Source organism: Tistrella mobilis, from assembly GCF_039634785.1.
Lineage (GTDB): Bacteria > Pseudomonadota > Alphaproteobacteria > Tistrellales > Tistrellaceae > Tistrella > Tistrella mobilis.
Genome location: NZ_JBBIAB010000010.1, coordinates 64,232 through 79,882, shown reverse-complemented (window position 1 = coordinate 79,882; position 15,651 = coordinate 64,232). Strand labels below are relative to the sequence as shown.

14 protein-coding genes are annotated in these 15,651 nt (G+C 67.7%); 5 read left to right on the top strand and 9 right to left on the bottom strand.

Features of this window, described 5'->3' with window-relative positions; translation table 11 throughout:
* The gene (locus WI697_RS15800) at positions 1–867 is read left to right on the top strand and encodes an alpha/beta fold hydrolase (RefSeq protein ID WP_385997531.1); all 867 of its coding nucleotides are present in this window, start codon (positions 1–3) and stop codon (positions 865–867) included.
* 219 nt (positions 868–1,086) lie between these two features.
* Here WI697_RS15800 and WI697_RS15795 read toward each other — a convergent pair whose 3' ends face one another.
* The gene (locus WI697_RS15795) at positions 1,087–2,670 is read right to left on the bottom strand and encodes a DEAD/DEAH box helicase (protein ID WP_345959096.1); all 1,584 of its coding nucleotides are present in this window, start codon (positions 2,668–2,670) and stop codon (positions 1,087–1,089) included.
* Between the two features lie 172 nt (positions 2,671–2,842).
* Between WI697_RS15795 and WI697_RS15790 the strand changes: the two genes are divergently transcribed.
* Entirely contained in the window at positions 2,843–3,379 is a 537-nt protein-coding gene (locus tag WI697_RS15790) for a hydrolase (RefSeq protein WP_062761130.1), read from the top strand.
* 31 nt (positions 3,380–3,410) lie between these two features.
* Positions 3,411–4,124, top strand: a complete 714-nt coding sequence (locus WI697_RS15785) for an alpha/beta fold hydrolase (RefSeq protein WP_345959095.1) — start codon at positions 3,411–3,413, stop codon at positions 4,122–4,124.
* A gap of 54 nt (positions 4,125–4,178) precedes the next feature.
* Here the strand turns inward: WI697_RS15785 and WI697_RS15780 are convergent, their stop codons facing one another.
* The 6 genes from WI697_RS15780 to parE all read right to left on the bottom strand — a co-directional run bounded on the left by WI697_RS15780 (position 4,179) and on the right by parE (position 11,263).
* Entirely contained in the window at positions 4,179–5,372 is a 1,194-nt protein-coding gene (locus tag WI697_RS15780) for an alpha-D-ribose 1-methylphosphonate 5-triphosphate diphosphatase (RefSeq protein WP_345959094.1), read from the bottom strand.
* A gap of 102 nt (positions 5,373–5,474) precedes the next feature.
* Positions 5,475–6,827, bottom strand: coding sequence for a globin-coupled sensor protein (locus WI697_RS15775; RefSeq protein WP_345959093.1), 1,353 nt, complete (start codon positions 6,825–6,827; stop codon positions 5,475–5,477).
* Between the two features lie 526 nt (positions 6,828–7,353).
* Entirely contained in the window at positions 7,354–8,001 is a 648-nt protein-coding gene (locus WI697_RS15770; RefSeq protein WP_345959092.1) for a hypothetical protein, read from the bottom strand.
* A gap of 23 nt (positions 8,002–8,024) precedes the next feature.
* On the bottom strand, positions 8,025–8,555 hold the full coding sequence (locus WI697_RS15765) for a hypothetical protein (protein WP_345959091.1): 531 nt from the start codon (positions 8,553–8,555) through the stop codon (positions 8,025–8,027).
* A 47-nt stretch (positions 8,556–8,602) separates the two neighbouring features.
* A complete protein-coding gene (locus WI697_RS15760) occupies positions 8,603–9,223 on the bottom strand; it encodes a hypothetical protein (RefSeq protein WP_345959090.1) in 621 nt (206 codons plus the stop codon).
* Positions 9,224–9,283: 60 nt separating this feature from the next.
* A complete protein-coding gene (gene parE / locus WI697_RS15755; RefSeq protein ID WP_345959089.1) occupies positions 9,284–11,263 on the bottom strand; it encodes a DNA topoisomerase IV subunit B in 1,980 nt (659 codons plus the stop codon).
* 166 nt (positions 11,264–11,429) lie between these two features.
* Here parE and WI697_RS15750 point away from each other — a divergent pair, with 166 nt between their 5' ends.
* Positions 11,430–11,846 carry an acyl-CoA thioesterase gene (locus WI697_RS15750; RefSeq protein ID WP_062761102.1) on the top strand — a complete coding sequence of 139 codons (417 nt, stop codon included), beginning with the start codon at positions 11,430–11,432 and terminating at the stop codon, positions 11,844–11,846.
* On the opposite strand, the gene WI697_RS15745 is transcribed toward WI697_RS15750, so the two are convergent.
* Complete coding sequence (locus tag WI697_RS15745; RefSeq protein ID WP_345959088.1) at positions 11,794–12,756, bottom strand: LysR substrate-binding domain-containing protein; 963 nt, start codon at positions 12,754–12,756, stop codon at positions 11,794–11,796. The genes WI697_RS15750 and WI697_RS15745 overlap by 53 nt on opposite strands.
* Before the next feature lie 137 nt (positions 12,757–12,893).
* Here WI697_RS15745 and WI697_RS15740 point away from each other — a divergent pair, with 137 nt between their 5' ends.
* Entirely contained in the window at positions 12,894–13,826 is a 933-nt protein-coding gene (locus WI697_RS15740) for a DMT family transporter (RefSeq protein ID WP_345959087.1), read from the top strand.
* A gap of 175 nt (positions 13,827–14,001) precedes the next feature.
* Here the strand turns inward: WI697_RS15740 and glnA are convergent, their stop codons facing one another.
* Entirely contained in the window at positions 14,002–15,411 is a 1,410-nt protein-coding gene (glnA, locus tag WI697_RS15735) for a type I glutamate--ammonia ligase (RefSeq protein ID WP_062761107.1), read from the bottom strand.
* Positions 15,412–15,651 lie beyond the last annotated feature (240 nt).

Sequence of the window (15,651 nt, the reverse complement as noted above, 5' to 3'; positions counted from 1 at the left end):
ATGACCTCCACCCCCGATCCCACCTCGACCCCGAATCCAACCTCAGAATTCCTGACCGCCTGCGGTCATGAAATCCACCTGATGCACTGGTCGAAGGACCGGTCGGAACCGGTGGTGATGTGGCACGGCCTAGCCCGGACCGGCCGAGATTTCGACCCCTGCGCGGCGTATTTCGCCGATCGCTACCGCATCGTGGCCCCCGATACCATCGGCCGCGGCCTGTCGTCGTGGTCAAAGGCCCCCGATGCCGAGTACCGGCTGGAGCATTATGCCGATATCGCGGTGGAGCTGCTCGACCGGCTGGGCATCGAGCGGATGCGCTGGGTGGGCACCTCGATGGGCGGTGCCATCGGCATGGTGCTGGCCGCAGGCCCGCTGCGGGACCGGATCACCCATCTGGTTCTGAACGATATCGGCCCGGCATTGTCGCCGGTGGCGGTCGGCCGGATCCGGTCTTACGTCACCCAGCCGCCGGTTTTCGACACGGTGCTGGAGCTGGAGGCCTATCTGCGCACCATCTACGCCCCCTATGGCGCGATCACCGATGCCCAGTGGCGGCAGATGGCCGAAACCTCCACCCGCCGCCGCGATGACGGCAAGGTGACCGTGCATTATGACCCTGCCGTCATGCGCGTTTTTGCAGAGACGACAGACGATTTCGAGATGTGGGATGCCTGGGATGCTATTCATGCCAAGACCTTGGTCATGCGCGGCGAGACCAGTGACCTGCTGACTCAGGATACGGCCGAAGAAATGACCCGCCGCGGGCCCAAGGCGAGACTTGCGGTCATTCCCGGCTGCGGGCATGCTCCGGCTCTGAACGTTCCCGACCAGTTGCAGCTGATCGAGGACTTCCTCGCCAGCTGATTTTTGACGCCCTTCCTCGCTGTGGCCGGTTCCGGGAACCGGTCATGGCGGGGGCCTCGATCGGCGGGGCCGGGAGACAGCCCGCCGGTCGAAACTGGACCGCCCTGGAAGCAGTGCTTCCAGGGCGGTTTTTTCGTCGAGCCGCGCGCCGGGATGCCGTGCCACGAAAAACCCCCGGAGACTCTCTCCGGGGGCAATGTCGTCCGGCGGTGCAGCCGGTCAGCCGGTGCGGGCGGATTTCAGCATGAAGGCCGGAATGTCCTTCCCGAAGCCCAGCGGTGTGTCGTCTTCACGCTGGCGGCGCTCGGACGGACGGGCCCGCTCGGGCTTGCGCTCGGCTGCACGGCGGGGCTCAGGAGCCGGTGCGGGGGCTTCCTCGACGGCCTCGACCTCGTCAACGGCAGCCTCAGCCTCCACGACCTCGACAGGCCGGCTCTCGACGGAACGGGGCGTGCGGCGTTTGCGCCGCTCGGGCTTCGCAGCCGGTGCAGGGGTGTCGTCGACGGCCGGTGCAGCCTCTTCGGCCTGGATCCCTTCGGCCCGGACCTCTTCGGCGGCCGGCAGGTCTGCCGCTTCGGCCTCGCGGCGCCGCCGCGGACGGGTGCGGGCACCACGCGGGGTGCGGCCGCCGGCTGCGGCTTCAGTCTCGGCGTCAGCCGGGGCTTCCGCCGGCGCCTTGACCGACAGATCGCTCAGCTCTTCCAACGGCTTGCCTCCCAGCAGGGCGACCACGCGGTCGTAGAGCTTCTTGTCTTCGGGCGTGACCAGCATGATGGCGGTGCCGCTGCGGCCTGCACGGCCGGTCCGGCCGATGCGATGGATGTAGTCTTCCGCGGCCAGCGGCACATCGTAATTGAACACGTGGCTGACATGTTCGATGTCGAGCCCACGGCCGGCGACGTCGGTCGCGATCAGGAACTTGATCCGGTTGTCGCGGAAGGCGGCCAGCGTCTCGTTGCGCGCATCCTGCGTCATGTCGCCATGCAGCGCGCCGACATCGTGGCCGGCCCGCTTCAGCGTCTCGTAAAGCGTCGCGACCGTGCGCTTGCGATTGCAGAAGATGATGCCGTTGCCGACCGGCTCGTTGCGCATCAGGGTCTCGAGCGGGCGGCGCTTGGCGCGCTCGTTCGGCACCTGGACGACCAGCTGACGGACGGTGGAGGCGGCGGTGGACTGCGGCGCCACCGACACTTCCTTGGGGTTCATCAGGAACTTGTCGGCCAGACGCCGGATCTCGGGCGGCATGGTGGCCGAAAACAGCAGGGTCTGGCGGATCTGTGGCAGAAGGCTGGCGATCCGCTCAAGATCCGGGATGAAACCCATGTCCAGCATACGGTCGGCTTCGTCGACCACCAGGATGCGGACGTCGGTCAGCAGCACGCGGCCGCGCTCGAAATGATCGAGCAGGCGTCCGGGTGTGGCGATCAGCACGTCGACGCCCTTGTCCAGCGCCTTCTCCTGGTCGGAGAACGACACGCCGCCGATGAGCAGAGCCATCGACAGCGGCGTGTACTTGCCGTAGGTGTTGAAATTCTCTGCGATCTGCTGCGCCAGCTCGCGGGTCGGCGTCATGATCAGCGAACGCGGCATGCGCGCACGCACCCGGCCCTGGGCCAGGATGTCGATCATCGGCAGGGTGAAGGATGCCGTCTTGCCGGTGCCGGTCTGCGCGCAGCCGAGCACGTCCCGCCCCTGGAGCACCCAGGGGATGGCCTTCTCCTGGATGGGGGTCGGCTGATTGTAGCCGGCGTCAGTGACCGCCCGCAGGACTTCGGCACTCAGGCCCAGATCTTCGAATGTCATTGCGAGACGGTACGCCCGATCTGCTTGTCGATATCCGGATGTGTGGGCCATATATAACCGCCGCGGCGTGCAAGTCAATCACGGCGACCGGCCTTAACCCCCAGGAGGCAAGGACTTGACTGATTTCTCCCCCCGCCGCCCCGAAAACCGCACCCGTCCGGCCGGTGCGCTGATGGATGCAGATGCCGACCTGCTGGTGGTGATCGACCTTCAGGCCCGGCTGATGCCGGCGATTTCCGGCGGCGAGGCCGCGGTTGCCGATGCCGGCCGCCTGATCGACGGCGCCCGGGCGCTGGGCATTCCGGTGCTGGCGACCGAACAGTATCCCCAGGGGCTGGGCCCGACGGTGGATCTGATCCGCGACCGGCTCGCCCCGTCGGAGATCGTGTCCAAGATCACCTTCTCGTCCTGGAGCGAGAATGCGTTCCGCGATCGGGTGATCGCGTCGGGCCGTCGGCGCCTGGTGGTCTGCGGCACCGAAGCCCATGTCTGCGTGCTGCAGACCGTGCTTGACGCCGCCCGCGCCGGCTTCCAGCTTGCGGTGGTCGCCGATGCGGTCGCAAGCCGCGCGCCCGCCAACAAGGCGCTCGCCCTCGACCGCATGGCCCGTCATGGCGTCGAGATCGTCTCGACCGAGATGGTGCTGTTCGAATGGCTGGGCCGCGCGGGTGACGACCGCTTCAAGGCGGTGCTGCCGCTGATCCGCTGAGCGGATTGCACGTTCTGAAAGGTTGTTACGGATGTCCGACCGCCTGCCCCTGGTCCTGCTGCCGGGCCTGCTCTGTGACCATGACCTCTGGGCATCGGTTCTGGATGGGCTTTCGGCGCGCGCCGACATGACGGTGGCCGACCTCACCCGGGATGACAGTGTGGGTGCCATGGCGTCCCGGGTGCTGGACGAGGTGACGGCTCCGCGTTTCGCCCTCGCCGGGCTGTCGATGGGCGGCTATGTGGCGCAGGAGATCATGCGCCAGGCGCCCGACCGGGTGATCGGCCTGGCTCTGCTCGACACCTCCGCCCGGGCCGATACCGAAGAGCAGAAGGCGCGGCGCAGGGCGTTGATCGACGTGGCGAGCCGCGGCCGTTTCAAGGGCGTGACGCCGCGCCTGCTGCCGGTGCTGATCAACGAAGACCGGCTGACCGACGACGCGCTGACCGGGCGGATCATGGCCATGGCAGAGAGGGTCGGCCATCCGGCCTTTCTGCGCCAGCAGGAGGCGATCATGGCCCGGCCGGACGGGCGGGCGGATCTTGCCCGGATCGCCTGTCCGACGCTGGTGGTCTGCGGGCGCGAGGACGCGCTGACCCCGCTGCCGCTGGCCGAGGAGATGGCGGCCGCCATCCCCGGGGCCGAGCTTCGTGTCATCGAAGATTGCGGACATCTGCCGCCGATGGAACGTCCGGCCGAAGCGGTGGCGGCGATCGCCGGCTGGCTCGACCGCCTGACGGCCTGATCAGATCTGGCGCCCCCATCACATCTGGCGCCCCCATCACATCTGGCGCCCCTGTCAGACCCGGCGGGCGAGCAGGGCGATGCCGGTGGTATCGGCATGAACCAGCCGCCCGCCGGCCATGGTGAGTGCCACCCGCGGCACCAGCGGGTCGGTATCGTCGATCACGACCAGATCGGCGCGCAGACCCGGCGCGAGGCGACCGCGGTCGCTGAGCCCTGCGGCACGCGCCGGCCCTGCCGAGACCAGCGACCAGGCCCGCGCAAGACCGAGCCCGGTCGTGGTGGCGGTCACGAAGGGGGCCGAGAGCAGCGCCGCATGGCTGTAATCGCTGGCGACCAGGGTGGCGGCACCGGCGGCGACGGCGTCGCGGGCGTCCAGCCGTCCGGCATGGCTGGTGCCGCGCAGCAGGTTGGGGGCACCGACCATCACCTCGTCACCGGCCGAGACGGCCGCCCTGGCCGTCGCCATGTCGACCGGGAATTCGGCGATGCGGGCACCGAGCGCGCGGGCAGCGCTGCGTGCCTCGGGCGTCTCGTCGTCATGGGACAGCAGGGGGATGCCGGCATCACGGGCGCGGGCTGCAAGCCGGCGTGCCGCAGCCCATTGTTCCGTCCGATCGGCCGCAAGCGCATCGATCCTGGCCAGAAGTTCGTTGGTCGACAGGCCGGACCGACCGGCGACGACCGCGAGCTTCTGAGGCCGGGCACGCATGGCGACGAAATCGGGCAGATGATCGTTGAGCGCCAGAAGATCGATCAGCCTGCCCGCAAGCCAGGCCTCGACCCGTGCGGCACCTGCGGCATTGGCGACTTCGTGGCGCAGATGAACGCGGGTATCGACCATCAGCCGGGGCTTCAGGGCGTGGATCGCCAGGATCAGGGCTTCCGCCGCGTCCAGGCTGCGCAACCCCGGCTCCCACGACGCCGTAATGCCGTGCGCGGCCGTGGTGATGCCCAGTGCCGCCATCTGGCGGTCGGTATCGACGAGGCCCAGATCGACCGGAAAATGCACGCCGGGGCGGGGCATGATCTGACGCTCGAAGGCGTCCCCGTGCAGGTCGATCAGACCGGGCGCCACCAGCAGATCGCCGAGATCGATCGCATCACCGCCGATCTGCCGCGAGGTGTCGACGATGCGCCCCTCGGCGAGGGTCAGCCTGCCCGGCGCGATGTCGCCATCGGCCAGCAGAATGCGCCGGCCGCACAGGGTGAGCGGAGAGGTGGGGGAGAAAAGGGGCGCCGCCGTCATGATACCGTTCCGCGTGCAGGATCGGGGAGGGGACGCGGACGATAGGACGGCGGCGGGGGGAGAGGGGATGAAACTCTCGTGACAGCCTGTTGTGTGTCGTCGTCAGCCGACGCTGGAGATGAAGCGGTCGACTTCGGTACGCAGGTGGTGCGATTCCTGGTCGAGTTCCGAGGCCGCATCCACCACCCGGCGGGCCGCGACGCCCGTCTCGCGCGCGGCATTGCCGACACCGGTGATGATGTCCGACACCTTGTGGGTGGCGGTCGCGGCATCGGCGGTCGAGCTTGCGACTTCGCGGGTGGCGGCGGTCTGTTCCTCGGTGGCGGCGGCGATGGTGGTGGTGGTGCCGTCGAGTGCTGCGATCGCCGAGGCGACGGCATCCGACGTGCTGGCGACGCGGGAGATGATCGACCGGACCTGATCGATCTGGCCGCCGATCTCTTCCGTCGCCTTCTGCGTCTGACCGGCCAGGGTCTTGACCTCGTTCGCCACCACGGCGAAGCCGCGGCCGGCCTCTCCGGCACGGGCGGCCTCGATGGTCGCGTTGAGGGCCAGGAGATTGGTCTGCTCGGCGATCGTGCGGATCAGGGTGACGATCTTGCCGATGCTTTCGGCCGCGCCGACCAGTTCGTTGATCGCGGTCCGCCCGGCATCGACATGGCCGACGGCGTCCGACGACAGCTGCTTCATCCGCTCCAGCTGATGGGCAATCTCGCTGGCGGCGCGGCTCATTTCCTCGGTGGCGGCGGCGGCGGAGCCGACCGCACGGCTGGCATCGGCGGCCGCCATGTCGACCGTTTCGGCGCTGGTGCTGGTGGCCTCGGCATTGCTTGCCATCCGGCTGGCGCTGTCACGCATCGCACCGGCGGCGTCGCCGACGCTTTCAACGATCGTGCCCACGGTGGAGCGGAAGGCATCGACCAGATGGCGGAGGGCTTCCGCCTTCTCGGCGCGCCCGCGCTCCAGATAGATCGAGATGGCGAAATCCATGTCGAGCATGGCGGCGCGGATCAGGACGGTACCGTAGCGCGAGAGCTTTTCCGAGCGGCGTCCGAACAGGCCGCTTTCCATCTCGCGGGTCAGGCGCTCCATGATGCCCGAGAGGATGAAGGCATAGCCGCCGATATACCAGCCGGGCTCCAGGCCGAGACGGGCATGGACGTTGCCGATGCGGCGGACCGAGTCGACATAGGTCTGGTCGAACCGGCCGTCGGCAATGACCAGCCAGTGCTTGAGCTGGGCGCCACGGGCGCGATCCTGACCGGTCGAGCCGCCAAACATCCGGCCCAGCTCCGGGTAGTGGCGGAGATGCTCGTAGAAGGCGGCGAGCACGTCCGGGAGATGTTTCTCCAGGAAGGGCTTCAGCGCCCGGAGATCGGCACGCGCTGCGTCGTCCAGACGCAGAAACGCGAGCCGATCCGACGTTTCATCCGTCTGCGACAGGGCGGCCGTCATGTTCATTCTGTTCCCCCAACGTCTCGACTGTGGCACTTGTTGTAGCGGACGTGCCAATTTATCCCGTCAGAGGTTATTGAAGCGTAAATCCCGGGCGAGATTCCCAGGGGAAATTTGCGTTCACCTAAATCAGAAGTATGTCTGAGATTGCTAAAATTGATTTAATCAGGATCAGACAACATGATTGAAAATTTAATAACAACTTGCCTGGGGGCAGAAAATCAGCTGCTGACCGTGATCTGAAACATTGGCCGCCTCGTAGGTGGGGCGTTGATACTCCTTCGAGGATGTCCGCCATGGTTGATCATGTCTCCAGGCTGTCGCGTGAATGTGACGTCATCACCGACGCCCTGCGCTCATTGGCCCAACGCATGAAAGCGAGCCGTGAGCACCTGTCGGTTGCCGCCCGGAACTTTCAGGAAGCGGCAAACCGTAACCGGTTGCTTTAACCGTCCGGCGCACGTACTGAACGCGACAAGGGGGAGATCGCCTCTCCCCCTTGTCTTTTTGGCGTCTTTCAGACCCCTCAGCCGGCCATCCACCAGGGACCGATCGGTGCGCGGGCATCGTTGCAGAAGCCGAGGCAGTCATTGTCCATGTTCGGATTGCGCGGCGGGGTGACTTCCAGCAGCAGGGCGCGGACCAGCGGCGCGTAGCCGGTGCCGTCGGCTGTCGGAACCGAGAGGCTGCCCTGGGTGGCGCTGACCGTGGTGTCGCCATAGCAGATGGCGAGGCCCAGCTGCTGCGGCCCGGTCGGGGCCATAGCCGGGGCAGGGGCCCTTGCCGGATCGGGCATCTGCAGCGCCTTCGCCGTGCAGGCCTCGGTGCGCGGCGTGACGTTGCCGCCGGTCTGGATGACCAGATAATAGCCGGCGGGCACGCTGCCCGGGGCGGGATCGGCCAGGGTGAACCCGGCGGAGGGGCGCGGATACCCGCGGGTCAGCGCATCGACGACCACGGCACCGCTCGTGTCCGCATCCATTCCCGCCAGCGGACGCGGCACCACCACCGGCATGGGTTGCGCCCGGAAGGCACGGTCCACGGCATCGCGGTCGTAGAAGCTGCCGACGAAGGGCGGCTCGATCCGCGTCAGAGCCATGCCGGCACAGGCGCTGAGCGCCGGGGCAGCCAGCAGGGCGACAAGAGACAGTGCGCGCAGGCGGGAGGCGGACATGGGAGGGATACCCTTGAACGACGTCAGTTGCCGCCGCGGCGCGTGCCGGAATCGCCGGGCTGCTTCAGAAGGATGACGGCCTGACCCAGCGCCTGATCAAGGGCGGCCGGATCCGTGGCACGGACCGTGGCAGCACCGAGAGGGTCGCCCGTATCGGCGCAGAGGGCAAGCTGCAGACGCTCGGTACCGGCCGGCCGGCCCACGGCCACAGGGTCGCAGGCATTGAGGACGATCGGCTGCGTATCGGCCCGCAGCAGGATATGCGGCCCGTCCGGCGGCGTGGTCGCGACAGGCAGGGTATGACCGACCGCGCGCCCGACGGCATCCGCCAGCGGCCGGGCCTGATCAGGGGTTCCGGCGGCGACCACCACCGGCGGGCTGCCCGACAGGAACATGGTGACGTCCTGGCTGGTTGCCCAGCCGACGCGGCGGGCGTTTTCGACCGTCGTACCGGCGCCGGCACAGCCGGCGAGCGCCGCGATGAGGGCGATCGTTCCCGCGACCAGGGGAAGGCGGCGTGCACTTGCGGGGCGTGCGGTCCCGATCCGATCCATCTTGATCCAGGCTCCCATGACCGGCAGGGAAGCCGGCCGCGGCCCGGTCAGCTGCCTCTGCGTTGAATGTTCTCGCGCGGGTCGCGCAGGAGAACCAGGCTCTGGGCGGCGATGTCTTCAAGCGGGGAGGTTGCCTGAAGGTCGAATGGGCCGCGCGCCGTCACCGTTGCCACCATGGATCGAGAATTGCACAGGCTGATCCGCCAGCTGATGACGGGTGTCACCGCGTCATCGGCATCGCCATCATTTTCTCCGCCCGGATCACCATCGCCGCTCTTGAGATCGGCGGTACAGACCTCGTCGGTGTTCACGACGGGCGGATCGAACCGCACGAGGATGTGCGGCCTGGTGCCGGCATCCGCCAGGATTTCGAGCGAGTCGCGGCTGCGGGAGACCGCTTTCGCGATCCCGTCGATGACCGCGGCTTCGGTCGCAATGCGAGAAAGACCGGGCAGGTCGCCGCGTACCACCACCATCAGCGGCTGATAGGCGAGCATCATCCGGATGTCGGTGTCGGACACCCAGCCTGCATGGCGGACGCTTTCAACCACCACCACGTCCTCGGCGTCACAGCCCGCGACTGCGAGAAGTGAGAGGGCGGCGATCAGCCCGCGCATCGGGCGAAGGCGGCGCATCGGGGTGGGACGAGGCAGGCGTCGGGGGGCCATGCAGGATGCTCTTGGTTTGACGCTGGCAGTATGTGAAACGCCAGCATCGCCCCTTGATGATCAGACGTCGAGGGCTTCCGTGACGAAGCGGGCGTTTTCCTGAATGAACTGGAAACGCTTCTCGGGCCGCTTGCCCATCAGGGTCTCGACGCGTTCCGCGACCAGCATCCGGCTGCCCTGGTCGATGCCGACCCGAAGCAGGGTGCGGGTCTCGGGCGCCATGGTGGTCTCTTTCAGCTGCCGTGCCGGCATTTCGCCGAGACCCTTGAAGCGGCTGATCTCGGTCTTCGCCCCCTTGAAGCGGGTTGCGAGCAGATGCTTCAGGTCGGCATCGTCGCGGGCATAGGCGGTATCGCCGCCGCGTGCCACGCGGTAGAGCGGCGGCACCGCCAGATAGAGCCGGCCGGAATCGATCAGCCCGGGCATCTGGCGGAAGAAAAAGGTCATCAGCAGCGAGGCGATATGCGCACCGTCGACATCGGCATCGGTCATGATGACGATGCGCTCGTAGCGCAGATCCGCCAGCTTGAAATCCCGGCCGGTGCCGCAGCCCAGCGCCAGGATGATGTCGTTGATTTCCTGGTTGCCCTTGAGCTTGTCGAGCGAGGCCGAGGCGACGTTCAGGATCTTGCCGCGCAGGGCCAGAACCGCCTGGGTATCGCGGTTGCGCGCCTGTTTGGCCGAGCCGCCGGCCGAGTCGCCCTCGACCAGGAAAAGCTCGGTGCCGTCGGCCTCGTCGCGGGTGCAGTCGGCAAGCTTGCCGGGCAGACGCAGCCGCCTGGTGGCGGTCTTGCGGCCGACGGTCTTTTCTTCCTTGCGGCGCAGGCGTTCCTCGGCCCGGTCGAGCACGAAGGCGAGCAGGTCGCTGGCGGCGGCCGGATTGGCGGTCAGCCAGTGTTCGAACCGGTCGCGGATCGCATTCTCCACCAGACGCGAGGCCTGGGGCGAGGTCAGGCGGTCCTTGGTCTGGCCCTGGAACTGCGGATCGGGAATGAAGACCGAGAGCAGCACCACCGCGCCGCCCAGGATGTCGTCGGCGGTGATCTGCTGGGCGCGCTTGGCGGCGCGGGCCTGTTTCTGCGACAGCTCGGCAAAGCTGCGCAGCGCCTTGGTCAGGGCCGAGCGCAGGCCGAGTTCATGCGTGCCGCCAAGCGGGGTCGGCACGGTGTTGCAGTACCACGAGGTGAAGCCCTGGCCTTCGAGCGGCCAGGTGATGGCCCAGTCGATCTTCGACTGGCCCTCGCTCTCCACCAGGCCGGTGAAGGCCTCGGGCGTGACGGTCGGGCCGTCGACGAGCGTCGCCATGAAATCGGCAAGGCCGCCCGGGAAATGCAGGGTCTCTTCGGCCGGCACCTCGCCATCGGCGGCGAGGAGCGCCGGATCGCAGGCCCAGCGGATTTCGACACCGCGATGCAGATAGGCCTTGGAGCGCACCAGCCGGTAAAGCGTGGCGGGCTTGAAGCGCAGATCGCCGAAGATCTCGGCATCCGGATGGAACCAGACCGTGGTGCCGCGGCGATTGGGGGCGGCACCCTTCAGGACCAGCGGCCCCTGCGGACGCCCGCGGGAATAGTCCTGCGCCCAGAGCTTCCGGTCGCGCGCGACCTCGATCACCATCCGGTCGGACAGCGCGTTGACCACCGAGATGCCGACGCCGTGCAGACCGCCCGATGTCGCGTAGACCTTGCCGTTGAACTTGCCGCCGGCATGCAGGGTGGTCATCACCACCTCGAGCGCGGACTTGTCCTTGTATTTCGGGTGCGGATCCACCGGGATGCCGCGACCGTTGTCGCGGATCATCAGCGTGTTGTCGGCGGCAAGCCCGACCTCGATCCGGGTGGCGTGGCCGGCGACGGCCTCGTCCATCGAATTGTCGAGGATTTCGGCCGCGAGATGGTGCAGTGCACGATCGTCGGTGCCGCCGATATACATGCCGGGACGGCGGCGCACCGGCTCCAGACCCTCGAGAACCTCGATGTCCGCCGCCGAATACCCAGTGCCGCCGGTTCCGGCTGCGTCGCTTTCGAAGAGATCTGACATGGCGCGGATTATAGGAATCGCGCGGATCACCGGCAAGGGCTACAGTCGATGTTACGTCGCGGGTCGGGCGATGTGACGTCGCGGGCCGGCGGAAGCCCGGAGGATCGGCCCTGTTGCGCTGCAGCCTGTCCGGCCCTGCACCCATCGATGAGGGGAGCCCTGCGCCATGACCCGCAGCCACGAGCCCGGTACCATGCCGCGCCGCCCGGAAGGCGCGGCGGAGCTGCGCACCGTCGCCATGCCTGCCGATGCGAACCCGGCAGGCGACATCTTCGGCGGCTGGGTGATGTCGCAAATGGACATCGCCGGAGGCATCGCAGCCGGCCAGCGCGCCCGCGGCCGGGTCGTCACCGCCGCCGTGGACGCAATGAGCTTTCTGAAGCCGGTGCGGGTCGGCGACCTGGTCAGCGTCTATTGCCGCATCGTCGGCACGGGGCGCAGCTCGATCCGTCTGCATCTGGAAACCTGGGTGACCCGCCGCCGCACCGGCCTTGAGGATCCGATCGAGGAGCTGGTGACCGAAGCGGTCTTCACCTTCGTGGCGGTCGATGCCGAGGGGCGGCCGCGGCCTCTGCCGGATTGAGCGCTGCCGCCACCGCCGCGAGATCCCGGTCCCGTCGCAGCTCCAGGGCCGAAATGAAGGCCGCGGCCAGGGAGTCGGCGCTGCCGGTCGTGACCTGCAGCCGGGTGGTGACGAAGGGCAGGTCTGCCGCAAGGCGCAGCATGACCAGACCCTGCCCGATGAAATCCAGCGCGGTGATCGGGTTGACCACGCCGACGCCGACCCCTTCGACGACCATGGCGCAGAGCGCTGAACTGGTCGGCGTTTCGACCAGCCGTGCCGGTGTCACGCCCTCACCGGCCAGAAGACGATCGAGCCGCTGGCGGTAAGGGTCGCTCGCCCCCAGCATCACCAGGGGCTGCCCGGCCAGATCTGCGGGAGCGACGACCTGACGGTCGGCGAGGGGATGGCCGGCCGGAACCACGGCGATCTCGGGACAGTCGGTGAACGGGCGGGTGTCGAGCCCGGTGACGTCGATATCATAGGCGGCGATGCCGATATCGACCTCGCGGCTGCGGGTGGCGCGGACCACGTCGGACGACATCAGCGGCGTGACCGACAGGCTGGCTTTGGGATGGTCGGCCAGGAAGTCGGCGATGGTCCGGGCGATGAAGCCCTGGGCGAAGGCGGGCAGGCAGCCGACGCGCAGATGGCCGGTATGGCGCCGCCGCAGCTGGCTCGCGACCTGGGCGATGCGGTCGATGCCGGCATAGCTCTGCCGGACCGTCTCCATCAGCTCGCGGGCATCCGGCGTGGGATCCAGTCGGCCACGGACGCGGCGGAAAAGCTGAAGACCGGTCGCATCTTCCAGCTGCCGGATCGACCGGGTGACCGCCGGCTGCGAGGTGGCGAGCACATTCGCCGCTGCGGTGACGGTGCCCAGCGTCATCACCGCCTGAAAGGCATCGAGCTGGCGCATGCCGAGTTTCATGGGGCCCTTCGCTCTTCCGTCATCCATATCAGAAACGTATGAAGTGCCGCCAAAACGGCATTGGACCGATATGGTATCCCTGGCCGATGCTCCGTGGCGAGCCGCCTGTTGCGGCGGATGCGGAATGGAGCGGCATCATGTCGATCGATGGTGACGACGGCGCGACCCTCAGGCGGACTGCACCTGCGGCCCCCGTGATCGGCGCCGAGGCGCAGGGTATTCTCTGGGCCGTGACGGCGGTGGGGCTCTTCGCCCTGATCTTCATGTCGGGCAAGATTGCCGGCGGGCTGATCCCGGCTTTGCAGATCATGTGGCTGCGCTATGTGGGCGGGCTGGCGACGGTTGTGGTGGCGGTCACCGCCGGTGGCCGCTGGCGGTCGATGGCGACACGCCAGCCGGGCCTGCATGCCGTTCGCGCCGGATGCGGCGGGCTGGGCGGCATGGCGGCCATTCATGCCGCAACCGCAATGCCGGTTGCCAATGCCGCAGCGATCGGCCTGCTGGAAGGGCTGTTCACCGTGGTGCTGGGGGTGACGCTGCTGGGAGAGCGGGTGCGGCCGGCACGTTGGGCAGCGGCGGCGCTGTGTCTGGGCGGCGCCGCAATCGTGGTCTTTGCCGGCGGAGAGGGGGTGCGCTTCACGCCGGCCATGTTGGCGCCGGCCCTGGTGGCGCTGGGCGGTGCGGCGCTGATCGCGATCGAGGCGATCATGATCAAGACGCTGGCGCGCTCGGAAACCCGGCTGGTGGTGCTGTTCTATGTGAACCTGTTCGGTAGCCTGCTGCTCGCCCTGCCGGCGCTGCTGGTCTGGCAGCCGATGTCGGGCTGGATGCTGACCGCCTTTTTGTGCCTGGGGCCGGCGGCGATCCTGGGCCAGACCTGCAACATCCAGGCCTATCGCCTGGCTGATGCCGCGACACTCGGCCCGGTGCGCTATGTCTGGATCGTGTTCAGCGCCGCCCTGGGTTGGCTGCTGTTTGCCGAAGTGCCGGGGCCCGCAGCCCTGGCGGGCGGGGCGGTCATTCTGGCCGGCGGCATCTGGCTTGCCAGGACGGGTGCCGCGCCCCGCTGAAGGCGTCGCGGATACACCCGACGTCCATGGCGGCCCCCAAAAACGCCGGGGCCGCCGTCCCCACCCGAAGGCGGAAACGACGGCCCCGTCGGTCGACCGTCACCGGTGGTTCACGAAACGAAGGCCCCCGCTCCTCGATCCGCGACCCAGCCCGGCGCGATCAAACGCTTGGAGATCACACGCTGTAGTAGTTCCGGAACTCGACCGGATGCGGGGTGTGCTCCCAATCGTAGACTTCCTCCATCTTCAGATCGATATAGGCATCGATCTGGGCGTCGGTGAAGACCTCGCCCTTCTTGAGGAATTCGCGGTCGGCGTCGAGAGCCGCCAGGGCCTCACGCAGCGAGCCGCAGACGGTCGGGACGTCCTTCAGCTCCTCCGGCGGGAGGTCGTAGAGGTTCTTGTCCATCGCGTCGCCGGGATGGATCTTGTTCTCGATACCGTCGAGGCCGGCCATCAGCATCGCCGAGAACGAGAGGTAGGGGTTCGCGGTCGGATCCGGGAAGCGGACCTCGATGCGCTTGCCCTTCGGGCTCGCGACATAGGGGATGCGGATCGAAGCCGAACGGTTGCGCGCCGAATAGGCGAGCAGCACCGGCGCCTCGAAGCCTGGGATCAGGCGCTTGTAGCTGTTGGTCGACGGGTTCGTGAAGGCGTTCAGCGCCTTCGCGTGCTTGATGATGCCGCCGATGTAGTAGAGGCACATCTCCGACAGGTCGGCATAGCCCGAGCCGGCGAAGAGGGGCTTGCCATCCTTCCAGATCGACTGGTGGGTGTGCATGCCCGAACCGTTGTCGCCCGAGACCGGCTTCGGCATGAAGGTGGCCGACTTGCCGAAGGCATGGGCGACGTTGTGGACGACGTACTTGTACTTCTGCACGCCGTCGGCGGTGGCGGTCAGGGTGCCGAAGCCGGTGCCCAGCTCGTTCTGCGCCGGTGCCACTTCGTGGTGGTGCAGGACCGGGGTCATGCCGACCGCCTTCAGCTGCTCCAGCATCTCGCCGCGGATGTCCGACATGCTGTCGACCGGCGCGACGGGGAAGTAGCCGCCCTTCACCTTCGGACGATGGCCGGTGTTGCCCTCGTCATAGGCGCGGCCGCTGTTCGAGGGCAGCTCCAGCTCGTCGACCGAGTAGGAGGCGCCGAACATGCCGACATTGAAGCGGACGTCGTCGAACAGGAAGAATTCCAGCTCGGGACCGAAGAAGGCGGTGTCGCCGACGCCGGTGTACTTAAGGTACGCCTCGGCGCGCAGCGCGGTCGAACGCGGGTCGCGCTCATAACCCTGGCCGGTCGACGGCTCGAGCACGTCGCAGACCACGACCAGGGTCGGCTGGGCGGCGAACGGATCGACGAAGGTGCTGCTGCAGTCGGGCATCAGGATCATGTCCGACTCGTTGATCGCCTTCCAGCCGGCGATCGACGAACCGTCGAACATCACGCCGTCAGTGAAGGTGCCCTCGTCCACCGCCTCGGCGAAGTAGGTGGTGTGCTGCCACTTGCCGCGCGGGTCGGTGAAGCGGAAATCGACGAACTTGATTTCGTTGTCTTTGATCTGCTGAAGGACAGTCTTCGCGTCCGACATTTTCTATCCTGCCTGTTGATTGGCCTGCCTGTTGACGGGCCTGCCTGGACTGCGGCATGCGGACCACCGTGTCCCCGGATGATCCGTCATACCGACCGGTCGGCCCGCCGTCAGGCGTCTGCGGGGGCGGGGCCGAGCTTTTTCAGTCTCGTGAGTGCACCACCGGCGGCGGTGCGGATCAATGGCGATCTCGTCGCAGGGTAGCCATGGCCGCGCCGGTCAGTCCGGCACAGGCCCGGT